We start from the raw sequence: 23,801 nt of genomic DNA, 5'->3' as shown, positions 1-23,801 counted from the left end.
GCGCCGAGGCGCTCTTCTCGCCTCGTAGGAGCGGCCCATGGCCGCGAAACCGCGGGAGGCTCCGACCGGATCGGCGGCGATTCCAGGCGCGTCCGGCCATGCCGGCATCGCGCGCATGGCGCGCTCCTACGGAACAGCGGCCAGGGTGACGGGACGGCAAGGCGGTCAGGCGGCGTCGAGCGCGGAACGGGTGCTGCCGGCAGTCAGCATCTGCGCCATCGCGGCGGCCGCGTCGCGGCCTTCCTGCACCGCCGTCACCACCAGGTCGGCACCGCGCACCACGTCGCCGCCTGCGAACAGCTTCGGATGCGTGGTCTGGTACGGCAGCCGGCCTTCGCCACCGACCGCGATGCGGCCGTTGCCGGTCGCATCGACGCCGTGCGCGGCCAGCCACTCCGGCAGCTCCGGCGTGAAACCAAACGCAATGATCACCAGGTCGGCATCGATTACCCATTCGCTGCCGGGCACCGGCTCGGGCCGGCGCCGCCCGCGCGCGTCGGGCTCGCCCAACCGGGTCTCGGCCACGCGCACGGCGGTGACGTTGCCGGCGCCGTCGTCCACGATCGCCAGCGGCTGGCGGTTGAACAGGAATTCCACACCCTCTTCGCGCGCATTGGCGACCTCGCGCGCCGAGCCGGGCATGTTGGCCTCGTCGCGGCGGTAGATGCAGCTGACGCTGGCCGCGCCCAGGCGGATCGCCGAGCGCACGCAGTCCATGCCGGTGTCGCCGCCGCCGAGCACCGCGACGCGCTTGCCGCGCAGGTCGGGAATCTCGACGCGGTCCTCCCAGCCGGCGATCGCCTGGCCTGGCGGCTCCGTGCCGCTGCTCGCTATCCCGGCCTCGGCACCGGTGTGCACGATGCGCCCGTTCTGCACCAGGAACGGCAGCGCCGGCAGCACCGCGCGCAGGTCCTGGCCGGGCAGGCCGCCGTCGGTGTAGCGGTAGGCGCCGAGGCCGAGGAACACGGCGTCGTAGTCGCGCAGCAGGTCGTCCATGGACACGTCGCCGCCGATCTCCACGCCGAGGCGGAAGCGCACGCCCATGCCCTCGAGCACCTCGCGCCGCATCGCGATCACCGACTTGTCGAGCTTGAAACTGGGTATGCCGAACTGCAGCAGGCCGCCGATCTGCTCGTAGCGGTCGAACACCGTGGCCTCGATGCCGCGCCGCACCAGCCGGTCGGCGCAGGCCAGCCCCGCCGGCCCGGCGCCGATCACCGCCACGCGCTTGCCGGTCGGTACGACCTTGGACAGGTCGGGCCGCCAGCCCTGCGCGAACGCGGTGTCGGTGATGTATTTCTCCACCGCGCCGATGGTCACCGCGCCGAAGCCGTCCTCCAGCGTGCACACGCCCTCGCACAGGCGGTCCTGCGGGCAGACCCGTCCGCACATCTCCGGCAGCGGGTTGGTCTCGTGGCACAGCGCCGCGGCCTCGAGAATGCGGCCCTCCTCCACCAGCCGCAGCCAGTTGGGAATGTAGTTGTGCACCGGACAGCCGGTCTGGCAGTACGGATTGCCGCAGTCGAGGCAGCGCCCGGCCTGGTGCGCCGCCTCGTCCTCGCCGAAGCGGCCGTAGAGCTCGTTCCAGTCGCCGGCGGTCCGCAGCCGCAGCGGAATCCGCCGCGGCATCTCGCGCGGCAGATCTAGGAACTGGAAGGCGTGTTTCTTACTCATAAGGCGAGGAGTGAGTGGAGAGGAGTGAGAAATGAGTAAGAGCGAAGAACGGCAGCAGCGCGGGTACCGGGGACTGCTTTCTCTCGTTTCTCACTCCTATTCACTCGTTTCTGCTCCACTACGCTGCCCTCCGCAGATCTTCCGTCAACGCTTCCAGGCTCGCCGCCTTCGGCTTGACCAGCCAGAACTTGCCGACGAAGTCGCGGAACTCCTCGATGATCTGCGCGCTCCAGGCGCTGCCGGTCAGGCGCGCGTGGACCGCGACCAGGTTGGTGAGGTGCTGGCGGTAGTTCTCGAAGCCCTCCGGCGAGACCCGCAGGATGTCGATCAGCTCGTGGTTGTAGCGGTCGACGAAGTCGCGGTCGAGGTCGAGCACGTAGGCCAGGCCGCCGGTGAAGCCGGCGCCGAAGTTGAGCCCGGTGCGTCCCAGCACCACCACCACGCCGCCGGTCATGTATTCGCAGCAATGATCGCCGGCGCCTTCGAGCACCGCCACCGCGCCGGAGTTGCGCACCGCGAAGCGCTCGCCGGCGCGGCCGGCGGCATACAGTTCGCCGCCGGTGGCGCCGTACAGGCAGGTGTTGCCGAGGATCGGCGTGTAGCGCGGATCGAACGTGCTGCCGGCCGGCGGGTGCAGCACCAGGCGGCCGCCGGCCATGCCCTTGCCGACGTAGTCGTTGGCCTCGCCTTCGAGCGTCATGTGCAGGCCGCCGGCGTTGAACGCACCGAAACTCTGTCCGGCGCTGCCGGTCAGTCGCAGGTGGATCGGCGCGCCGGCCATGCCGGTGTTGCCGTGGTGGCGGGCGATCGCGCCGGACAGGCGGCTACCGATGGCGCGGTCGGTGTTGCGGATCGCATAGCTGTACTCGCCGCCGCGTGCGTGTTCGATCACCTGCGCCAGGTCGGCGTCCAGCCGTCGCGCGAGTCCGTCCACCGGCGCGCGCAACGCGGCGCCGCAGCCGGCGCCGTAGCTGGCGTAGCCCGGATGCAGCGGCGCAGCGTCCTGGGCCGGCGTGCCGACGACTTGCGGCGCATCGGGATCGGGGTTGCCGGCGGCCGCGTCCGGCGCCGCGCGCGTCGCGGCGGCGTCGGGCTCGAACCGCCGCGCGTGCGCGGGATCGCGCTGCAACAGCCGCGACAGGTCGATGCGCACGTGCTCGCGCGGCGTGTCGATGGTCTGCTCGAGCAGTTCGGTGCGGCCGACGATCTCGTCGAGCGAACGCACGCCCAGCCGCGCCAGCTGCTCGCGCACGTCCTCGGCGACGTTGCGGAAGAAGCATTCCACGCGTTCGGGCAGGCCCTTGAAGTGGTTGGCGCGCAGCCGCTCGTCCTGGGTGGCGACGCCGGTGGCGCAGTTGTTGAGATGGCAGATGCGCAGGTACTTGCAGCCCAGCGCGATCATCGGCGCGGTGCCGAAGCCGAAGGTGTCGGCGCCGAGCAGCGCCGCCTTGATCACGTCGAGCCCGGTCTTCAGGCCGCCGTCGGTCTGCAGCAGCACGCGCCCGCGCAGGCCGTTGTACTGCAGCGCCTGCCGCGCCTCCGACAGGCCCAGCTCCCACGGCACGCCGGCGTAGCGGATCGAGCCCAGCGGACTGGCGCCGGTGCCGCCATCGTGGCCGGAGACGGTGATCAGGTCGGCCCCGGCCTTGACCACGCCGGCGGCGATCGTGCCCACGCCCGCGTGCGCGACCAGCTTCACCGAGATCAGCGCCTCGGGATTGACCTGGCGCAGGTCGAAGATCAGCTGCGCCAGGTCCTCGATCGAATAGATGTCGTGATGCGGCGGCGGCGAGATCAGGCCGATGCCGGGCTTGGCGTAGCGCAGCCGCGCGATCAGCGGATTGACCTTGCTGCCCGGCAACTGCCCGCCCTCGCCGGGTTTCGCGCCCTGCGCGATCTTGATCTGCAGCACGTCGGCGTTGATCAGGTATTCCGGGGTGACGCCGAAGCGGCCGGAGGCGATCTGCTTGATCTTGCTGCGGCGCTCGTCGTGATAGCGCGCCGGATCCTCGCCGCCCTCGCCGGAATTGCTGCGCCCGCCGAGCCGGTTCATCGCGATCGCCAGCGCCTCGTGCGCTTCCGGCGACAAGGCGCCCAGGCTCATCGCCGCCGAGTCGAAGCGCTTGACGATCGCCGACACCGGCTCCACCTCGTCCAGCGGCACCGGCACGGCGGCATCGCGCGGACGCAGCAGGTCGCGCAGCGCCGCCGGCGGGCGGGAGTCGACGTGGTCGGCGTAGCACTTCCAGTCGCCGCGATCGCCGGTCAGCACCGCGCGCTGCAGCGACTGCACCACGTCGGGATTGAACTGGTGGTACTCGCCGCCGTGCACGTAGTGCAGCAGGCCGCCGGGCTCGGGCAAGGCGTTGTCGTCCCAGCCCTGCGCCGCCAGATGGCGCGCGTCGGCCTGCAGCCGCGCGAAGCCGGCGCCGCCGATGCGCGAGGGCGTGCCCTCGAAGCACAGCGCCACCACGTCGTCGTCGAGGCCGACGATCTCGAACAGCTGCGCGCCGCGATAGCTGGCGATGCTGGCGATGCCCATCTTCGACAGGATCTTCAGCAGGCCTTTCTTGACGCCGCGGCGGTAGCTGCGGCCGATCTGCGGCGGCTCGTTGCTGGTCTTGCCGCCGAGGATGCCGCGGCGGCCGAGCGCATGCAGGGTCTGGTAGGCGAGATACGGATACACCGCGGTGGCGCCGTAGCCGATCAGGCAGGCGAAGTGGTGCGGGTCGCGCGCGGTGCCGGTCTCGACGATGAGGTTGACGTCGCAGCGCAGCCCGGTGCGCACCAGGTGCTGGTGGATCGCGCCGGTGGCCAGCAGCGCATGCACCGCGGCGCTGTCGCGGCGCGGGCGGCGGTCGCTGAGGATCAGCAGTTCGACGCCCTCGCGGGCGGCGGTTTCGGCCTCGTCGCGGATGCGGACGAGTGCGTCGCGCAGCGATTCGCCGTGGTCGAAGTACAGGTCGACGTAGCGGTAGCGGTCGACGAAGCGCGGCAGCGCCATCAGCTGGTTGAGCTTGCGTTGCGACAGCACCGGCGAGTTCAACAGCACGTGATCGACGTTGCCGGGGCCGTCCACGAACAGGTTGCCCTCGCGCCCGATCTGCGTGGCCAGCGTCATCACGCAGTCCTCGCGCAGCGGATCGATCGGCGGGTTGGTCACCTGCGCGAAGGCCTGGCGGAAATGGTCGTACAGCGGCCGCACGCGCTGGCTGAGCGCCGCCATCGGCACGTCGTCGCCCATCGAGCCGGTGGCTTCCTGCTCGGTCTCGGCCAGCGGCCGCAGCACCGACTCCTGCTCCTCGCGGCTGAGCTGGAACAGCTTCTGGAAGCCGAGCAGGGTGTCCGGCGTGAACGGCGCGTCGGTCAGCGCCGGGTCGATCAGTTCCGTCTGCAGGTAGGTCATGCCGCGCTTGAGCCACTGCTTGTAGGGCGCGCGGGCGCGGTTGACGGCATCGATGGCGTCGTTGTCCAGCAGCGTGCCCTGCCGCAGGTCGACCGCGATCATCTCGCCGGGGCCGAGCTTGCCCTTGGCCAGCACCTGCTCGGGCGGCAGGTCCCAGACGCCGGCCTCCGAGGCGATCAGGAACAGCCCGTCGCGCGAGCGCGTCCAGCGCGCCGGGCGCAGGCCATTGCGGTCGAGGGTGCAGGCGGCATAGTGGCCGTCGCACATCACCACGCCGGCGGGGCCGTCCCAGGGCTCGGAGTTGATCGAGTAGTACTCGTAGAAGGCGGCGAGGTCGGCGTCCTTGTATTCCAGCGACTGCGTCGCCGGCGGCATCAGGATGCGGATCGCCTGCAGCAGGTCCATGCCGCCGAGCAGCAGCCACTCGAGCATGTTGTCGAGCGACTGCGAGTCGGAGCCGTGCATGGTCACCGGCGAGGCGAACTCCGAGATGTCGAGCACCGGCGAGCGCCACACGTTGCGGCGGGTGAGCGCCCAGCGCCGGTTGCCCTCGATGCTGTTGATCTCGCCGTTGTGCGCCAGCCGCCGGAACGGGTGCGCCAGCGCCCAGCGCGGCAGGGTGTTGGTGGAGAAGCGCTGGTGGAACACCACCGCGCTGGCGGCGAGCTCCGCGCGCGCCAGGTCCGGGAACAGCTGCGGCAGGTGGTCGGGCAGCACCATGCCCTTGTAGCCGAGCAGCTTCGCCGACAGGTTGACGATGTAGAAGTCGGGGTGGTCGGCGGCCAGCGCCTGCTCGCAGCGGCGCCGCGCCAGGTACAGCGCGCGCTCGAAGTCGTCGTCGTCGGGGCCGTCGCGCTCGATGAACACCTGTTCGATACGCGGCATCGCCGCGCGCGCCTGTTCGCCGCAGGCCGTCGGATCCACCGGGACGGTGCGCCAGCCGACCAGGCGTGCGCCGACGGCGGCGACCTCGTCCCGCAGCCGTGCGCGGCATTGCGCGTCGGCATCGGTGTCGTGCGGCAGGAACACCAGTCCCGAGGCGCAGGTGCCGGCATGCAGCGCGATGCCGGCCTCGTCCGCCAGCAGGCGCACGAATGCGCCGGCGCCGCACAGCAGCACGCCGCAGCCGTCGCCGCTCATGCCGTCGGCGTTGACGCCGCCGCGATGGCGCATGCGCGCCAGCGCCTGCAGCGCGGTCTCGACCAGGGCGCGGTCGCCGTCGCCGCCGATTCGCGCGATCAGGCCGAAGCCGCAGTTGTCGCGTTCGCTGTCGGGGTCGTAGAGGCCCCGATCCGGAAATGCCCGCATCGTGTGTTGCCGTGACCGTGGGTGGAGGGAGCCGCGGGGATCGTGGCTGCGGCCTTCCTGCCGTCGCGACGCATCCGCGGACTCCCGAATAGATCACAGTTTGTGCAGTGCGGCAACGTGTGACTGCACGAAAAATCCGTTGCACGCGCAACTATGGTCCGGCGCAGAAGGGCTCGCGGGGCGTGGTTTCCGTAGGAGCGCGCCATGCGCGCGATGCCGCGGGTATTGCGCCGCCATGCGAACTCCGCCCACCGGCGCGCCTTCCGGTTCGTGGCGGGGCCGACGATGACCGGGACCGGAGACACCCGCGGTATCGCGCGCATGGCGCGCTCCTACGAAAGCGTTGCGTCGTTTGCGCCGATCCATTGCTGCGGCCTTCGCCCGCAACCGGGGAACCCGCCTTGCAGACCACGGGTTTGAGGCACCTCCCCGCGAGCGGATGCGGCGCGGCATTCAGGGTTTCAGCGCAAGACCTCGCCGCTGCCCGCATCGCGGATGGCCGTGGGCCGTTCCAGGCCGGCAGTCTCGCCGGCGACGACGGCATCGACGCCGGCGCGGATCGCCGGATCGAGCTCGGCCAGCGTGCGCGGCGCCGGCATACCGGCCACGTTCGCGCTGGTGGAGACGATCGCGCCGCCGAAGGCGTTGCAGAGCGCCAAGACGCCGGCATGCGCGCTGACGCGCACCGCGACGCCGGCGTGCGCGCCGCGGATCCACGCGGGTGTGTCCGCACGTGCCGGCACGATCCAGGTGTGCGGTCCGGGCCAGCTGGCGCAGACCACGTCGCGGCGCGTGTTCGCCAGCACATCCCAGTCGACGAACGGGTCCAGCTGCGCACGGGTCGCGGCGACCAGGATCAGCCCCTTGTCGACCGCCCGCCGCTTCAGCGCCAGCAGGCGCAGGGTCGCGGTTTCGTCGCGCGGATCGCAGCCCAGCCCCCAGACCGCCTCGGTCGGGTAGGCGACCACCCCGCCGCCGCGCACGGCGGCGACGGCTTCGGCGATGTCCTGGGGGTCCCGGGTCGGCATGCTGCGAAGCTTACGATGCCGGCTGCCATTCCGGCGTTGTGCCCTCGACGAGCCTGGTGGATGCGTCTTCGTAGGAGCGCGCCACGCGCGCGATGCCGCGGGTGCCGGCAGGATCCGGTGGATGCCGCGATTCCGGGCCGGCAGGCGCGTGGGTCACCGGAATCTACGGGCGGTGAAATGCCCGCGGCATCGCGCGCGTGGCGCGCTCCTACGGGGGCGTGTGCGGATGCCGCTCGTCAGAACGGCGCGTCGTCCGTGTCTCTCGCCACGGAGACCGGCGCCTTGGCCACGGATTTCTTCGCCGCCTTTTTCGCGGCCTTTTTTGCAGTCTTCTTGGTGGCGGCTTTCTTCGCGGTCTTCTTCGCCGCCTTCTTGGCGACCTTCTTCGCGGGCGCGGCCTTCTTCGCCGGCGCCTTCTTCGCGGCCGTCTTCTTGCCGAAGCGGCCGCGTGCCGGCTTGCCGGTTTCCTCCATCAGCTTCTGCGCCTCTTCCAGCGTCAGCGAGGCCGGTTCGCGGTCCTTGGGGATCTTGCCGTTGAGCTTGCCGTCGCTCAGGTATGGGCCGTAGCGGCCGTTGAGCACCTGGATGTCGCTGCCCTGGAATTCCTTGATGATGCGGTTGCGGGCGATCTCTTCCTTCTCCTCGATCAGGAACACCGCGCGCGCCAGGTCGATGGTGTAGGGATCGTCCTCCTTCTTCAGCGAGGCGTAGACGCTGCCGCGCTTGGCGAACGGGCCGAAGCGGCCGATGCCGACGCTGACCTCCTCGCCCTTGTCCTCGCCCAGCTGGCGCGGCATCAGGAACAGCTCCAGTGCATCCTCGAGAGTAATGGTGTGCATGCTCTGGCCGGGCCGCAGCGAGGCGAACTTCGGCTTGTCCTCGGCGTCCTCGGCGGTGCTGCCGATCGCCGCGTACGGCCCGTAGCGGCCGAGCCGCACGCTGACCGGCTTGCCGGTCTTGGGGTCGGTACCGAGTTCGCGCGCACCGGTGGCCTGGCTGCGGTCGACCGACTCGATCTTGTCGGCGACCAGCTCCTTGAACGGCCCCCAGAACCGCTGCATCAGCGGCACCCATTCCTCCTCGCCGCGCGAGACCGCGTCCAGCTCGTCCTCGAGCTTCGCGGTGAAGTCATAGTCGACGTAGCGGGTGAAATGGCTGCTGAGGAAATTCGAGACCGCGCGGCCGACATCGGTCGGGCGAAAACGGCGGCTTTCCAGTTCCACGTACTTGCGGAACTGCAGGGTCTGGATGATCGAGGCGTAGGTCGACGGACGGCCGATGCCGTATTCCTCGAGCGTCTTGACCAGGCTCGCTTCGGAGAAGCGCGGCGGCGGCTCGGTGAAGTGCTGGTCGGCGTGGATGCGCTCGAGCGGCACGCGCTCGCCGGTCTTCATCAGCGGCAGCTTGCGGCCCTCGTCCTCGTCCTCGGCGGCCTTCTGGTCCTTGCCTTCCTCGTACACGGCCAGGAAGCCCGGGAACACCACCGTGGTGCCGCTGGCGCGGAAGGTGTGCTCGCTGCCGGCGGCCAGGTCGACCGAGACGGTGTTGAGCGTGGCCGGCACCATCTGGCAGGCGACTGCGCGCTTCCAGATCAGCTCGTAGAGGCGGCGGCCGTCGTCGTCGAGATGGCGCGCCACCTGCGCCGGCGTGCGCAGCGCCGACGACGGGCGGATCGCCTCGTGCGCCTCCTGCGCGTTCTTCGACTTGGTCTGGTAGAAGTTCGGCTTGTCCGGCAGCGAGCGCGTGCCGAAGTCGCGGGCGATGACGTCGCGGATCTCGGTCAGCGCATCGCCCGACAGGTTCACCGAGTCGGTACGCATGTAGGTGATCAGGCCGACGGTGCCCTCGTCGCCGATCGCCACGCCCTCGTACAGCTTCTGCGCCACGCGCATGGTGCGGCTGGTGGTGAAGCCGAGTTTGCGCGCGGCCTCCTGCTGCAGGGTCGAGGTGGTGAACGGCGGCGCCGGGCGGCGCTTGCGTTCCTTGCTGACGACGTCGGTGACATGCAAGGCGCCGTTGGCGGCGGCGACGATGCGGCTGCGCGCGGCCTCGGCGGTATCGCCGTCGGTGACGGTGAACTGCTCGAACTTCTTGCCGTCGAGCCGGGTGAGCTTGGCGGTGAAGGCCTGCGAGGGGTGCGCGCACTCGGCCTCGATCGACCAGTACTCGCGGGCGACGAAGGCCTCGATCAGCTCCTCGCGCTCGACGATCATGCGCAGCGCCGGCGACTGCACGCGGCCGGCCGACAGCCCGCGCTGCACCTTGCGCCACAGCACCGGCGACAGGTTGAAGCCGACCAGGTAGTCGAGCGCGCGACGCGCCTGCTGCGCGTCCACCAGATCGCCGGCGATCTGGCGCGGCTTGGTCATCGCCTCCTTGATCGCGCGCGGCGTGATCTCGGTGAACACCACGCGGTGCAGCGCCTTGTCCTTGAGCAGGCCGCGCTCCTTCAGGATCTCGACGATGTGCCAGCTGATCGCTTCGCCCTCGCGATCCGGGTCGGTCGCCAGGTAGATGCCCTCGGCGCCTTTGGCGGCCTTGGCGATCGCCTCGACATGCTTCTGGTTCTTCTCGATCAGGTCGTAGCGCATGGCGAAGCCGTGCTCGGGATCGACCGCGCCTTCCTTCGGCACCAGGTCGCGGACATGGCCGTAGGAGGCCAGGACCTGGAAGTCCTTGCCGAGGTATTTGTTGATCGTCTTGGCCTTGGCGGGCGACTCGACGATGAGGAGGTTCTTGGCCATCTAGGGGTTTTCCGGGCACCGGTGGCCGGCGCCATGAGGGGGAGCTTCGCAGACACGGACGCCCGAGGACCGGCCCCGGGCGTTCAGGTTTCACCTTATTACAGGAATCATGCCAGGCCCGACGCTGTCAAGCCGGACCGGTGTCAAGGGGGCGCATTGTCGCCGGTTTGCGCCTCAGGTGGCGAAACGCAGCGCGACGGCGGTCACGGCCAGCAGCAGCGCTGCCGCCACCCACCGGATCCAGGGCCGTCCGGCAGGCGCGCGAGCGATGGACGGCTCGACCGCGCGGGTCGCGGCAACCGACGGGACGACATCGGGGGTGGGGGCCGGCACTTCGGCCGCGGCGGCGGCAGCCGGGGCGGGCGGCGGCGGTTCGGGCGCCGGAGGAGCCAGCCGGACGCGGCTGCCGGGGCCGATCTCGAAGGTCTCGGTGCAGTCGCGCAAGGGCCGCGCCGCGGACGGATCGTCGCGCCAGAGCGGGGTTTCCATGCGGATGTGGCCGAACTGGAACAACCGCACGATGGCTTCGGCGTGATACGGCCCGCAGTCCATGCCGCGTTCGTCGGCGTAATGCCAATGCGCCGGGATCCGGTCGCGTCCTTGCGTGGTTTGCATGCGTATCCATCCGTGGGAAGGCGGGATTCTCGCAAATCCCGTTCGTGGCTCGATCCCGTCGCAGGGCGGCGCTTACCCCGCTATGCCGGCTCCGGAGCCGGGAACAGCGGAGCCAGGCTCCGCTTTCCGGGGCGCCCCGCTCAGTGCACCGGTTCGGGCTCGTCGGCGAACATCTGGGTTTCCATCCAGGCGTAGGCGGCCTCGCTGCCGGGCTGGTTGAACAGCACCATCAGCACCACCCACTTCAGGTCGTCGAGGTCGAGCTCGTCTTGGTCCAGCGCCATCGCCCGGTCCAGCACCAGCTCGCGCTGGTCGGCATCGAGTACGCCGTGCTGCTCCAGGAACAGCAGGAAGCCGCGGCCTTCGATGTCGAGCTTGTCCAGCTCGGGACCGGCGTAGACCCGGGTCGGGCCGTCGCTGCGCGGCGTCGCCGGTCCGGGCCGCTGTTCGGCCAGGGCATCGAGCCAGTCGAAGGCCTTGCTGATCTCGGTCGGGCTGAACCCGGCCTGGAGCAGGCCGGTCTGGAGGGAGTCGCGGTCGCGGAGCAGGTCCGCTTCGTCGGTGAAATAGTGTTCGAACAGGTAGAGCAGGACGTCCAGAATGCTCTCTTTCATTGCCCCCGGCCTGCGCCCCGTCGTGGACGCTTCGTTCAGGATTTGCGGGAATACCGGCCGTGTTCGGCCACGACCCAGCCCTCAAGCTCCATGAGCAGCAGCATGGAGGACAGCTGGGCCGTCGTCAATCCGGTGCGTTCGACCAGTCGATCCATACCGGTTGGGTCGTGGCCGAGGGCCAGCCACAAGCGGTGGTAGTCGGGGTCGCCGCTGCCCGGCGTATCCGGCAGGGCCCCGGATGGGGCCTCGGACGGGGAGTTGGGGGCGTCCAGGCGCCGGTGCAAGGCCTGGCCCAGCTCGGCGGCCAGCGGCGCCAGTGCGGCGATCACCTCGTCGGCACGTTCCACCAGCGCCGCGCCGTCGCGGATCAGCCGGTGGCAGCCGCGTGCCATGGGGTTGTGGATCGAGCCGGGCACCGCAAACACGTCGCGTCCGGCCTCGCTGGCCTGGCGCGCGGTGATCAGGGCGCCGGAGCGCTGCGCCGCCTCGATCACCAGGGTGCCCAGGGCGAGCCCGGCGATGATGCGGTTGCGGGCGGGGAAATGCTCGCGCAGTGCGCCGGTGCCGGGCGGGTGCTCGCTGACCACCGCGCCGGCTTCGGCGATGCGCGCCTGCAGGGCGGCGTTGCTGCGCGGATAGGGCTGGTCGATGCCGCTGCCGAGCACCGCCACCGTGAGCCCGCCGGCGGCCAGGGCGGCGGCGTGCGCGGCGGCGTCGATGCCCAGCGCCAGCCCGCTGGTCACGGCCAGCCCGGATTCGGCGATCGCGCGGGCGAAATCGCGCGCATTGTCGCGACCGCCGGCGCTGGGCGAACGGCTACCGACCACCGCCACCGCCGGATGCCACAGCAGCGCCGGGTCGCCGGCGACGAACAGCGCCAGCGGCGGATTCTGCACCGCACGCAGCAGCGGCGGGTAATCCGGGTCGTGCCAGCCGAGCAGGTGCTGGCCAGGCTGCGCCAGCCAATCGTGGGCACGGGCGTCGCCGGACGGCGACGCCTCGAGCGCACGGACCTGCTTGTCGTCCAGGCCCGCCGTGCGCCAGGCACGGGTGCCGGCATCCAGTGCCGCGCGCGGGGAGCGGTGTGCTTCCAGCAACGTGCGCCGCGGCGCGGCGGGGCCGCCGGCGGCGATCAGCCGCAGCAAGGCGTCCCGGTCGTCGGTGGCGGGCGTCGAAGCGGATGCGGGCATGGCGGTCATCGCCACAGCCTAGTGCGGAAACGGCGACGGCGCCCGAGGGCGCCGTCGCGATCGCTTGTAGGAAATGTCCGAACCTCAAGCTCCGCTCCATGGGCAGACGGGAGGCGGAAGAAGGTCAAGGTGGGTCCCAGCTTGCGCTGGGACGACGTGCGTTACGCTTTCCGATTCCCGATTCCCGATTCCCGATTCCCGATTCCCGATTCCCGGCTCTCAGTAAGGCGCGTCCGGGTGCTTGAGGTGATACCCCACCCGGGTCGGCTTGATGCTGTCCATCACCAGCGCATAGGCCATCTTGTCGTAGGTGCGAAAGACCATGGCGTGGCCGGCGAACTCGTCCGGCAGCCGCACCTTGTTCTCGAAGAACACGGTGTCGGCGTCGCGGTCCTTGCCTTTCTCGACGCGGTCGACGGTGTTGGTGCCTTCACGCCAGATCGAGAACACGGTGCCGTTGTCGATGCCTTCGCGCGCGCCGATGGAGACGGCGATGACGTCGCGCGGGCCGCCGCTGGTCAGCATGTCGGCCACCGCCAGCACGCGGGCGCGGCCGTACTCGGTCTGCTGCGCCGGTGGGTGCGGGAAGAACTGCAGGTCGTAGGGTTGGGCGTCGACCGGGATCAGGCGGTCGCCGATGCGGACCTCGCGGCCCTCGTCGTCGAGCAGCAGGGTGCTGGCGCCGATGCCGCCGACCTCGCCGCGGGTGATGGTGCCGGTATTGACCTGCACCAGTTCGTAGCCGAGCACTTCCTTGCCCTTGTCGGGCATCACCACGTCGGCCCAGTACTGCTGGGTGTCCAGGGTGCGGCGACCGCGGAAATCGAGATCCTGCTTGGAGAACGTGTCGCAGCAGAAGCCGCTGCGCTGCAGGTGGTGAAAGCGGGTCGTCGGCCGCACCAGGGCGAAGCGATCGCCGGGGCTGGCCTCGGCCACGCCGCGCACATACACCACCTGGCCCTGCGCTACGCGCAGGCGGTCCTCCTCGAGCCCGACCACATAGGGCAGGTGCTCGAACGCGTCGACCACGCGCAGGTCCTTCAGGAACGGTTCGATGTCCGACAACGGGATCGCATCGATCGGCGCGACTTGCTCGCGCGGCCCCGGCTGTACCGCCACGCGGTCCAGATAGGCCAGGCTGATCACGTCGCCTGGATAGATCAGGTGTGGGTTGTGGATCTGCGGGTTCGCCTGCCAGATCTCCGGCCACAGCCAGGGCCGTTGCAGGAACTTGCCGGCGATATCCCAGAGGGTGTCGCCACGCTGAACCACGTACGTATCCGGATGATCACCGCGCACCCCTTGCGCGGCCGCGTATGTCGCGACAGTGAGCAACGCTACGGCGCAAACCGTACGAAGCCCCTGAGAAAGGTGCTGAAGCATGCCAGCCATCTACCCGCTCCCCTTGGGATTTCCCCTTGCAGCCGGGCCACTATAGCCCACATGTACCGGAGCAACGCAAGCCTGGCGGGCGTTACAATGATGCCCGCGCCCACGGTTGTGATCCACGCCACCTTTTGCCCGCCATGTCCCAGCTTCCGATCCTCGAATTCCCGCACCCGCAGTTGCGCAAGGTCGCCGATCCGGTCGATCCGCAGCGGATCGCCGAGCCGGCGTTCCAGCGCCGGCTCGACGACATGTTCGAGACCATGTACGAGGCGCCCGGGATCGGCCTGGCGGCGCCGCAGGTGGCGACGATGGACCGGTTGATGGTCATCGACGTGACCGAGGGCAAGGACCAGCCGCTGGTGTTCATCAATCCGGAGATCCACAACCGCTCCGACGAGCTGCGCGTCCACCAGGAGGGCTGCCTGTCGATCCCCGGCGTCTACGCCGACGTCACCCGCGCCGACGGCATCGAGGTCGAGGCGCTGGACCGCCACGGCAAGGCCTTCACGCTGCGGATCGACGGCCTGCTGGCGACCTGCATCCAGCACGAGGTCGACCACCTCGACGGCAAGCTGTTCATCGACTACCTGTCGCCGCTCAAGCGCGAGATGGCGCTGAAGAAGCTCGCGAAGTTGCGTAGGAGCCGTGATTCGTGATTCGTGATTAGTGATTCGCAAGTGCAAGGGCAAGAGCAGCGGAACAGGCCAGGCAGGAAACTGCTTTTACGAATCACCAATCACGAATCACGAATCACCTGCCCATGAAAATCGTTTTTGCCGGTACTCCCGAATTCGCCGTGCCGTCGTTGCGCGCGGCGGCGGGCAAGGCCGAGATCGTCGCCGTCTACACGCAACCGGACCGCCCGGCCGGACGCGGGCGGGCGCTGACGCCGTCGCCGGTCAAGCGCGAGGCGCTGGCGCGCGGCTTCGAGGTGCGGCAGCCGGAAAGCCTGCGGACTGCGGCGGCGCGCGAGGCGCTGCGTGCGCTCGAGCCCGACCTGATGGTGGTGGTGGCCTATGGCCTGCTGCTGCCGCAGGGCATCCTCGACATTCCGCGTGACGGCTGCTGGAACGTGCACGCCTCGCTGCTGCCGCGCTGGCGCGGCGCGGCGCCGGTGCAGCGTGCGATCGAGGCCGGCGACACCGAGACCGGCGTCTGCCTGATGCAGATGGAGAAGGGCCTGGATACCGGCCCGGTGCTGCTGTCGCAGACGCTCGCGATCGGCGAGCACGAGACCGGTGGCCAGCTGCACGACCGCCTCGCCGACCTCGGCGCACAGGTACTGGCCGACGGCCTGGGGCTGCTGCGCGCCGGCATCCGCCCGGTCGCGAAGCCGCAGCCGGAGGCGGGCGCGACCTACGCGCGCAAGCTCGACAAGGCCGAGGCGCGGCTGGACTGGTCGCAGCCGGCGCAGGTGCTGGCCAACCGCGTCCGCGCCTTCAATCCGTGGCCGATGGCCGAGGCCGAAGTCGCCGGCGAGCGCCTGCGCATCCATGCCGCGATTGCAATGCCGACGCAGCACCAGGCATCGCCAGGCGCCGTGCTGGCGGCCGGACGCGACGGCATCGACATCGCCTGTGGCGACGGCGCGCTGCGCATCCGCACCCTGCAGCGCGCCGGCGGCAAGGCGATCACAGCCGCCGATTATCTGAACGCCCGGCGCGACCTGCTGGCGGCGCGGTAGTCGCGTTGCCGACCACGCCTGTACCCATGGGAGTGGCGGTGGCATGCCGCTGCCGGGACGCCGCGATGGATCGGGAATCCGCGGCCCGCCGCGCCTCGTATCTGTGGGAGCGACGGAAGTCGCGACGGTGCGAAGGAAGGCTGCCGCGATTTCCCAACGGTGACATGCCGCCGCCACTCCCACGAGACGGCAAGAGACCAGGTTTCCTGAATGCTTGCCAGCGACTCCCCATCCGGCCTCGCAGGCAATCTCCGCCGACCGTCTATGTTGCCAAGACGAAATCGGCGCCCGTGCCGATGCGTGGAAGAGTGTCCGAACCGTGTCCATCCGCATGAATCCGCAGAGGAAGACGCCGCCGGTCGCCGGTTCGGCGCCGCGCGCGTGCGCCGCGCGGGTGCTCGACGCGGTGCTGCATCGCGGCCGTTCGCTCAAGGCCGAACTGGCCGCCGCGCTGCCGAAGCTCGACGACACCCGCGATCGCGCGCTGGTCGAGGCGATCTGTTTCGCGGCGCTGCGCCAGCGCGCCCGCTACGACGCCGCGCTGGCGGCGTGGATGGCCAAGCCGCTGGCGCAGCGCGATCGGCCGCTGCGCGCGCTGCTGCACGCCGGTTTCGCCCAGCTCGATCCGCTGGCGCTGCCGGCCCACGCGGCGGTCGCCGCCACCGTCGAGGCCGCGCGCACGCTCGGGCGTACGCACCAGGCCGGACTGGTGAACGCGTTGCTGCGCCGCGCCCAGCGCGAGGGCCTGCCGCCGGCGGATCCCGCCGCCGCCTGGCCCGACTGGTTGCGCGCGCGGCTGCAGGCGGACTGGCCGGACGAGGTTGAATCGATCCTCGCCGCCAGCGCCACGCCCGCGCCGCTGTGGCTGCGGGTCAACCGCCGCCTGGGCGACCGCGACGCCTATGCCGCCCGCCTGCGGGACGCCGGCATCGAGGCCGAAGCGCCTGCGGATCTGGCCGATGCCCTGCGTCTGGCCGAGGCGGTGCCGGTCGCGGCGCTGCCCGGCTTCGCCGAGGGCGCGGTCTCGGTGCAGGACGGCGCCGCGCAGCAGGTCGCCGACGTGCTGGCGCCGCCCGCGGGCGGACGCGTGCTCGATGCCTGCGCCGCGCCAGGCGGCAAGGCGGCGCATCTGCTCGAGCGGGACCCGTCGCTGCGGTTGACCGCGCTCGACGTCGATGCCGCGCGTCTGGACCGGGTGCGCGAGACCCTGGACAGGCTCGGGCTCGCCGCCGACGCACGGCTGCAGGTCGCCGATGCCGCGGTGCCGGTGCAATGGTGGGACGGCGAGCGCTTCGACGCGATCCTGCTCGATGCGCCGTGCTCGGCCACCGGCATCGTGCGCCGGCAGCCGGACGTGCTGCTGCACCGGCGCGCGCGCGATGTCGAAGCGCTGATCGCGCTGCAGGCGCGGCTGCTCGATGCGCTGTGGACCATGCTCGCGCCCGGCGGCGCACTGGTCTATGCCACCTGCTCGATCCTGCGCGACGAGAATGCACGCCATGTCGAGGCCTTCCTCGCCCGTACCGCCGATGCGCGCGCCGAGGATCCCGGCGACGGCTGCGGCCGCCGCGACGGGCCGGGCCGGCAACGGCTGCCCGGCGAGAATGGCATGGACGGCTTCTTTCTGGCGCGGCTGCGGCGCGTGGCCTGAACGCGCGAAAAGCGTCAACATCATCGTCACGAAAAACCAATGTTCCGGCGGACAGACTCCGCCGTCAGCGAGGCCGCATGCGAATCGTCCACGTGCTTCTCTCCAAACGTTTTGCCGGAACCGAACGTCACGTCGTCGAGCTCACGGCGGCGCAGGCCGACGCGGGGCACGAGGTCATCCTGATCCTGCGGCGCAAGGCGGCGCGTCGGCGTGCCGACGCGATCGCGCATCGCGTCGATCCGCGGGTGCGCGTGGTGATCGTCGGCGACTGGCTCGCGCGCTGGCCCGCGGTGCTGATGGCGCGGTGGCGGCTTCGTCGGCTGCGGCCCGACATCGCCCATGCCCACCTGGGTTCGGCATGCCGCGCGCTGCGCGCAGCCAAGGTCAGGTGCCCGCGGCTGGCGACGCTGCACATCGACTACGTGCCGGAGCAGCATGCGCATCTCGACGGCTTGGTCGCGATCGCGCCCTGGCAGCTGCCGACCATTCCGTCGCCGCTGCGCGAGCGCTCGGTGCAGATCGACAACTGGACCATGCCGCGACCGCCAGCCGCCGATGCCCGCGAGCGGTTGCGGGCGCAGATCGGCGTCGGCCCGGACGAATTCCTGTTCGGTGCGGTCGGCCGGGTCGAGACCAGCAAGGGCATGGACCTGCTGCTCGACGCGTTTCGCGCAGCGGAACTGCCCGGCGCGCGGCTGGCGATCGTCGGCCAGGGCAACGCCTGGAAGGCGCTGCGCGACCGTGCCGGTCCGGAGGTGGCGATGCCGGGTTTCGTCGACCGTCCGGAGGACTGGCTGGCGGCGCTCGACTGCTTCGTCAGTCCCGCGCGCGAGGAGCCGTTCGGGCTGGTGCTGTTGGAGGCGATGCAGGCCGGCCTGCCGATCGTCGCCACCGCAACCGCAGGGGCGGTCCACCTGGCGCCGCTGATCGGAACGCCGTTGGTGCCGACCGAGGATGTGCCGGCATTGTCGCGGGCGTTGGCCTCGGTGCATGCGGCCCGGCCCGCCCGGCGGCACTACGACCTGGACGGCCATCGCGCACCGGCCAAGGCGACCGAACTCGAGCGCTACTACGCCCGGGCGCGCGAGCGTTTGGCAGCGGTTGTGGCGTGATGACGAAAATAGAACCGGGCGTGCTGTAGATCCGTTCCCGAGCCGGCGCCGGTGGCGGCGCGGTCAGGGACCGTGGAGGTCGAGCGTGTTGAAGATTTCGGTCATCGTCAGTACCTACAACTCCGAGGACTGGCTGGAGAAGGTGCTGTTCGGCTATGCGCAGCAGAGCCATCCGGCGTTCGAGGTGATCGTCGCCGACGACGGCTCGCGCCCGGCGACCGCCGAACTGATCGCCGATTACGCGGCGCGCTATCCGGTGCCGCTGCGGCACGTCTGGCACGAGGACGACGGTTACCGCCGCCAGGAGATCCTCAACAAGGCCATCGCCCTGGCCGCGCACGACTACGTGCTGTTCACCGACGGCGACTGCATCCCGCGCCGCGACTTCGTTCACGTCCATGCATGCCTGGCAGAACCCGGGCGCTTCCTGTCCGGCGGTTATTGCAAACTCGGCATGGAACTGAGCCGGCGCATCACCGTGGACGACATCGCCGCCGGGCGCTGCTTCGATCTGGGATGGCTGCAGTCGCACGAGCGCATGAACGGCTCCAACCTGCGCAAGCTCGGCGCCAGCCCGTTCATCGCGAAGCTGCTCGATGCGGTCACCCCCGCCGGCGCGACCTTCAACAACTGCAATTCCTCGGCCTGGAAATCCGACCTGCTGGCGATCAACGGCTACGACGAGCGGATGAAGTACGGCGGCCCGGACCGCGAACTCGGCGAGCGGCTGGAGAACTACGGCGTCCGCGGCAAGCAGATCCGGCACAAGGCGGTGTGCGTGCATCTGGATCACGCGCGTGGCTACAAGACCGCGGAATCGGTGCGCGCCAACCTGGCGATCCGCGCAAAGACCCGCGCCGAGAAGCTGGTGTGGACGCCCTACGGCATCGTCAAGGATGCGGCGGTCGACGCCGCGCAGGCGGCCTGCGACGGCCTGCGGGAGTTCGAATCCGGCCAGCGCCATGCGCCGAGACACCAGGCGATGCGCTGATCTCCCGAAGCAGGCTTAGGCATTGCAGGCGGCAGAAGGTGTCGATTCCTGCTTGCGCCACCGCACCGCTGCCTTCTGTGGGAGCGACGGAGGTCGCGACACCGCCACTTCCACAACGGCAGGCGTGCGCTGTGCCGCGCGTAATCCGCGGTCATTCGCTCCCGGCCGCAGCCCATGCGAACCCAGGCTGTCTCGACATGCGCTGGTGACACAGGCGATGCGTGGAGTCCGCGCGGGAAAGTCGCGGCTGTCCGGGCGGGCGGTCGCGACTTCCGACGCGCCCGCAGGGGGTCACCGGGACTGGGCTTGCATGGTGTCGGGTAGTGCGCGCCAGGCGGCGATGACCGCTTCGGGGGGGATGTCGGCCACGCGGCTGCGTTCGCCGTGCTCGCCGCCCAGCACGGCGATCGGGCCGGCACCGATCGGTCGCCACTTCGACGGCGGCGCCGCGCCGAACAGCACCACCAGTGGGCAGCCCAGCGCGGCGGCGGCGTGCGCCGGGCCGGTATCGACCGAGACCAGGCTGTGCGCCTGCTCCAGCAACGCGAACAGGCGCGGGATCGGCAGGTCGTTGGCAAGATTGCGCACCTGTGGGCGATGGCCGGCGGCGGCGCGGATGTCCTCGAGCACCGCGTGCTCGGGCGGCGAGCCGCACAGCAGTACCTGCGCGTCCGGCAGTTCGGCCAGCACCGCGTCGGCCACCGCTGCCCAGTTGCCGGGGTCCCAGTGCTTGGGATGGTCTGCGGTCATCACCTTGCCGCGCTTGTGGGTGCGCTTGTTGCCGGGCTGGAACAGCACCAGCGGCCCCTGCAGTCCTTCCTCCTCGCGCCACTGCGCCAGCGCGCGTCGCGACGACTCCGGAATCACCAGCCGCGGCAGGCGGAACTGCGCCGCGTCCACCTCGGCGGTGGCGTAGCGACGGACCGGATCGCGCTGGCCGAGCAGCAGCCAGCGATCCGGCCACAGCATCTCGGTTGCGATCTCTTCCGCGTCGCGTTCGACCAGGTCGTCCGGGTGCACGCCGCCACGCGCCAGCAGGCGCCGCATCTCCGGGTCGGTATCACACAGGTAGACCGGTCCGCGTCCGCGCGCGCGCAGCCAGCGCACCAACGCCCATTGGCTCGGGCACAACGGGTACGGCGTCTTGCGGCTGGTGACCAGTTGCAGGTGGCCGAGGGTCGGCTCGTGCGCCAACACCGGCGCGGTCCAACCGCCGGAGCTGATCACGTCGACCTGGCTTTCGTGGCGTGCCGCCACCAGGCGCATCAGCGTGGTCAGCATGACCATGTCGCCCAGCGCGCCGCAGCGCACCACCAGCGGTGGTGCCGGCACGGCCTGTCGGTTCGTGGTCACCAGTGCAGCCTCCGCTTCGCGACTTCGTTGCCAATGCGCGCCAGCAATGCACGGGCGTCGGCCTCGGGCAGGTAGCGGATCCGCAGCGGCGGTGCCAGCGCGCCGGCACCGGCGCTGTCCAGCCACAGCGAGGCCATGCCGAAGCGGCGGTCCAGCGGCGACTGGCGCAGCTGCAGCGCCTGCAGCTTGTCCAGTTCGGCGAAGCGCCAGTGCCGCGACCACCAGCCTTCGCGCACCGAGACCAGCTTGTCGTCCAGGGCGTAGCCGGCCCGCCGCGCATGCTGGCGCGCGACGAACGCCGACCACGGGATCCACAGCAGGCCGAACAGGCCCCAGGGACCGAAATGCCACACCAGCGCCGCCGTCAGCAGCAATGCGAAGACGGCCCCGCCCAGCGCCAGCCGCCACCAGGCGCGCGGGTGCAGCGGCCGCCAATCCGGCGGCGGCCATGCGGCCTGCGGCAACAGGTGGCGCACCAGTGCATCGCAGGTTCCGGGTGTCGCGATCGGCGCCAGTTCGCTCAGGCCGCGCGCCTCGTTGCCCTGCTCGATGACCGCGGTATCGATGCCCAGGCTGCGGCGACGGAGCAGGCGGTGCAGGACGCCTTCCTGCAGCGTCCAGGCCTGGATGCGCCGGTGCGGCACGCTGTTGCGGCGGCGCGTGAGCAGGCCGCGGCCGACGGTCAGGCGGCGGCCGTGCTGTTCCAGGCGGAAGCCGTGGTACTGCACCAGTGCCAGGGCCACCGACAGCAGACGCACCAGGGCCAGGGCCAGCAACACCAGGGCGGCGATCGCGACGCCGCGCCCGAACCAGTCGCCGCCGAGGCCGCCGGCATAGCCGAAGGCCTCGTGTCCCAGGCGGGCGATGGTGCGACTGACCGTGCGCTCGGGCAGCACCTGCCAGGCCAGGGCGAAGGCGCCCGCGACCACCACCATGCCGCGGTTGGAGACCAGCCCCAGCCGCACCACCTCCGGCGTCGGCAGCGCCAGCAGCAGGTCGCCTTCGGCGGTTTCCGCGGCGGCGTCGGTGGCGGCCGCCGTCTCGCCGCGCCGGCGTACCAGCCGCTCGAGCGCCAGCGCCTCGTCCAGCCGCAGCACCTGCATCCGCGCCTCGGGCTTGTTGCCGCTGGCCGATTCCAGGCGCACTTCCGCCACCTCGAACATCCGGTGCAGCAGCGACTGGTGCACGGCGACGTCATGGATGCGCGAGAACGGCACCTGGCGCAGGCTGCGCTCGAACAGGCCGCTGCGCACGAACAGACTGTCGCTGCCGATCCGGTAGCGATAGGTGAAGTAGCGCCACAGCGACAGCAGCGCGATCACCACCACCGCGATCGCCGCCGGTGCCATCTGGTAGCCGTTGCCGCGGCCGCCGAAGAACAGCAGCGCGATCAGCGGCAGCAGGAACTGCTTGAGCTGCGCGATCAGCACGAACAGCCATGACAGCGGATGCAGCCGGCGCTCGACGTCGGTCGGCAGCGACTCTTCCGGCGCCGGGTCCGGCGTGGGCGACTCAGGCGTCGTCATCGTCGTGCTCGACCCGTTGCGCGAGATGGTCGCGCAGGCGTTCGGCGTCGTCGGCGTCCAGGCCCGGCACGGTGACCGCGCTCTGCTTGGTGCCGGCGGTATGGATCACCAGCGTCGCCAGGCCGAAGCGCCGCTCCAGCGGCCCGCGGCTGATGTCCAGGTGCTGCACCCGCGATCCGGGCACGCGGGTCTCGCTGCGCCACAGCCGGCCGCGGCGCAGGGCGAAGCCGTCGTCATCCAGCAGCCAGTGGGTGTACCGGTACTTCTTGTGGCCGAGCCAGACCGAGAATAGGCCGAACAGCAGCCAGCCGGCCGCCACCGCGGCCAGCAACGCCGGCCGGTGCCACAGCACCGCACCGCCGGCGGCGAGGGTGATCACCGCCGGCACCGCGGCGCCGAGCCCGCCGGCGAGCATGAACAACGTGCGCGCCTGCGGCGGCAGCGGCTGCCAGCCGCGATCGCCCTCGGGCACGTCCGGCCCGTCCGGCGCGGTCAGACCGAGATCCTCAATGTCGATCATGCGGGCGTCTTCTCGTAGGGATTGGGTTGGCCGCTGCCGGCCGGGCGCCAGCGCCAGCGCTTGTAGGTCCACTGGTATTGCGCCGGATCGCGGCGGGCAATGCGCTCGACCGCGGCGTTGAGCGCGGTGGTGGCGATGCGCGGATCGGGATCGGCGATCGCCTCGGGCGCCGCCTCGATCCGCAGCGCGAAGCTCGGCTCCGGCCCGATCCGCTCGCAGTAGGCGAACAGCACCGTGGCGCCGGTGCGCGCGGCCAGGCGGCCGAGCAGGGTCATGGTGAGCGCGTCCATGCCGAAGAACGGCACGTACTCGCCGTCGCCGACCTTGGGCTGCTGGTCGGGCAGGATGCCGGTCACGCCGCCATCCTTGAGCAGGCGCAGCAGCTGCCGCACCGCGGGCGCGCCTTCCGCCCGCACCTGGGTCACCTGCGCCCCGGCATCGGCGCGCACCCGGCGCAGGAAGGCCTCGCCGATCGCGGCATCCGGCGGCCGGTACAGCACCGAGATCGGGGTGCGCGAGGCCAGCCACTGGTTGAGCAGCTCCCAGTTGCCGTAGTGCGGCGCGGCCACGATCAGGCCGTGGCCGGAGGCGAGGGCGGCGTCGAACCGTTCGACGCCGCTGGTTTCGCGAATCAGCGCCAGGTTGTCGGCGTGCGGCCGGGTCCAGAAACGCAGCGTCTCCAGGAACTGGCGCGCGGTGGTGCGCAGGATCGCGCGATGCCACGTGTCGCGCTGCTGCGGCAGCAGCTCCGGATAGGCGATCTCCAGGTTGCGTCGCGCCACGAAGCTCTCGCGGGCATCCAGCCGCCGCCACAGCCAGGCCAGGGCATCGCCGATGCGGTACAGCACCGGCCATGGCAGCCGGCCGAACGCGCAGGCGAGCAGATACAGCAGGCGGGCGGCCAGTTCGGTCATGGCCGTGCAGTCTAGCGGGAGTGGGCGGAGCACGAGAGGAGCGGGAAAGAGCAACCGTAACGGGGCAGGAGGATGGGACAGC

17 protein-coding genes are annotated in these 23,801 nt (G+C 70.8%); 5 read left to right on the top strand and 12 right to left on the bottom strand.

Features of this window, described 5'->3' with window-relative positions:
* Positions 1 to 165: 165 nt before the first annotated feature.
* The 8 genes from FXO19_RS07725 to FXO19_RS07690 form a co-directional block, all read right to left on the bottom strand.
* Positions 166 to 1,674 (bottom strand): FAD-dependent oxidoreductase, encoded by a 1,509-nt coding sequence (locus FXO19_RS07725; protein ID WP_149194482.1) that lies wholly within the window; start codon positions 1,672 to 1,674, stop codon positions 166 to 168.
* 118 nt (positions 1,675 to 1,792) lie between these two features.
* Positions 1,793 to 6,388: a glutamate synthase large subunit gene (gltB, locus tag FXO19_RS07720; RefSeq protein WP_149194481.1), complete on the bottom strand. Its 4,596-nt coding sequence runs from the start codon at positions 6,386 to 6,388 to the stop codon at positions 1,793 to 1,795.
* 461 nt (positions 6,389 to 6,849) lie between these two features.
* Complete coding sequence (gene tsaC, locus FXO19_RS07715; protein WP_149194480.1) at positions 6,850 to 7,416, bottom strand: L-threonylcarbamoyladenylate synthase type 1 TsaC; 567 nt, start codon at positions 7,414 to 7,416, stop codon at positions 6,850 to 6,852.
* Positions 7,417 to 7,652: 236 nt separating this feature from the next.
* Positions 7,653 to 10,160: a DNA topoisomerase I gene (locus FXO19_RS07710; protein WP_149194479.1), complete on the bottom strand. Its 2,508-nt coding sequence runs from the start codon at positions 10,158 to 10,160 to the stop codon at positions 7,653 to 7,655.
* Between the two features lie 174 nt (positions 10,161 to 10,334).
* On the bottom strand, positions 10,335 to 10,775 hold the full coding sequence (locus tag FXO19_RS07705) for a hypothetical protein (protein WP_149194478.1): 441 nt from the start codon (positions 10,773 to 10,775) through the stop codon (positions 10,335 to 10,337).
* A 140-nt stretch (positions 10,776 to 10,915) separates the two neighbouring features.
* Positions 10,916 to 11,389 carry a DUF494 family protein gene (locus tag FXO19_RS07700; RefSeq protein ID WP_149194477.1) on the bottom strand — a complete coding sequence of 158 codons (474 nt, stop codon included), beginning with the start codon at positions 11,387 to 11,389 and terminating at the stop codon, positions 10,916 to 10,918.
* Positions 11,390 to 11,424: 35 nt separating this feature from the next.
* On the bottom strand, positions 11,425 to 12,579 hold the full coding sequence (gene dprA / locus FXO19_RS07695) for a DNA-processing protein DprA (RefSeq protein ID WP_149194520.1): 1,155 nt from the start codon (positions 12,577 to 12,579) through the stop codon (positions 11,425 to 11,427).
* Positions 12,580 to 12,798: 219 nt separating this feature from the next.
* Positions 12,799 to 13,962 carry a LysM peptidoglycan-binding domain-containing protein gene (locus tag FXO19_RS07690; protein ID WP_149194519.1) on the bottom strand — a complete coding sequence of 388 codons (1,164 nt, stop codon included), beginning with the start codon at positions 13,960 to 13,962 and terminating at the stop codon, positions 12,799 to 12,801.
* A 143-nt stretch (positions 13,963 to 14,105) separates the two neighbouring features.
* Here FXO19_RS07690 and def point away from each other — a divergent pair, with 143 nt between their 5' ends.
* The 5 genes from def (at position 14,106) to FXO19_RS07665 (ending at position 19,406) form a co-directional block, all read left to right on the top strand.
* Complete coding sequence (gene def, locus FXO19_RS07685; protein ID WP_149194476.1) at positions 14,106 to 14,624, top strand: peptide deformylase; 519 nt, start codon at positions 14,106 to 14,108, stop codon at positions 14,622 to 14,624.
* A 104-nt stretch (positions 14,625 to 14,728) separates the two neighbouring features.
* Positions 14,729 to 15,652, top strand: a complete 924-nt coding sequence (gene fmt / locus FXO19_RS07680) for a methionyl-tRNA formyltransferase (RefSeq protein ID WP_149194475.1) — start codon at positions 14,729 to 14,731, stop codon at positions 15,650 to 15,652.
* A 331-nt stretch (positions 15,653 to 15,983) separates the two neighbouring features.
* Positions 15,984 to 17,303, top strand: coding sequence for a 16S rRNA (cytosine(967)-C(5))-methyltransferase RsmB (gene rsmB, locus FXO19_RS07675; RefSeq protein ID WP_149194474.1), 1,320 nt, complete (start codon positions 15,984 to 15,986; stop codon positions 17,301 to 17,303).
* A gap of 77 nt (positions 17,304 to 17,380) precedes the next feature.
* Positions 17,381 to 18,415 (top strand): glycosyltransferase, encoded by a 1,035-nt coding sequence (locus FXO19_RS07670; protein ID WP_149194473.1) that lies wholly within the window; start codon positions 17,381 to 17,383, stop codon positions 18,413 to 18,415.
* An 85-nt stretch (positions 18,416 to 18,500) separates the two neighbouring features.
* A complete protein-coding gene (locus tag FXO19_RS07665; protein ID WP_187775683.1) occupies positions 18,501 to 19,406 on the top strand; it encodes a glycosyltransferase family 2 protein in 906 nt (301 codons plus the stop codon).
* 291 nt (positions 19,407 to 19,697) lie between these two features.
* Here FXO19_RS07665 and FXO19_RS07660 read toward each other — a convergent pair whose 3' ends face one another.
* From FXO19_RS07660 to FXO19_RS07645, 4 genes are read right to left on the bottom strand one after another with little or no spacing between them, the layout of a single operon-like run.
* Positions 19,698 to 20,759: a glycosyltransferase family 9 protein gene (locus FXO19_RS07660; RefSeq protein WP_149194471.1), complete on the bottom strand. Its 1,062-nt coding sequence runs from the start codon at positions 20,757 to 20,759 to the stop codon at positions 19,698 to 19,700.
* Positions 20,756 to 22,285, bottom strand: coding sequence for a PH domain-containing protein (locus tag FXO19_RS07655; RefSeq protein WP_149194470.1), 1,530 nt, complete (start codon positions 22,283 to 22,285; stop codon positions 20,756 to 20,758). Before FXO19_RS07655 ends, FXO19_RS07660 begins: the two co-directional genes overlap by 4 nt.
* Complete coding sequence (locus tag FXO19_RS07650; protein WP_149194469.1) at positions 22,272 to 22,805, bottom strand: PH domain-containing protein; 534 nt, start codon at positions 22,803 to 22,805, stop codon at positions 22,272 to 22,274. Before FXO19_RS07650 ends, FXO19_RS07655 begins: the two co-directional genes overlap by 14 nt.
* Positions 22,802 to 23,719, bottom strand: coding sequence for a lauroyl acyltransferase (locus tag FXO19_RS07645; protein ID WP_149194468.1), 918 nt, complete (start codon positions 23,717 to 23,719; stop codon positions 22,802 to 22,804). The genes FXO19_RS07650 and FXO19_RS07645 overlap by 4 nt, the downstream gene beginning before the upstream one ends.
* Between the last annotated feature and the right edge of the window lie 82 nt (positions 23,720 to 23,801).

This window comes from Luteimonas suaedae (genome assembly GCF_008312895.1).
GTDB lineage: Bacteria > Pseudomonadota > Gammaproteobacteria > Xanthomonadales > Xanthomonadaceae > Luteimonas > Luteimonas suaedae.
This window is presented reverse-complemented; position numbering and strand designations above follow the sequence as displayed.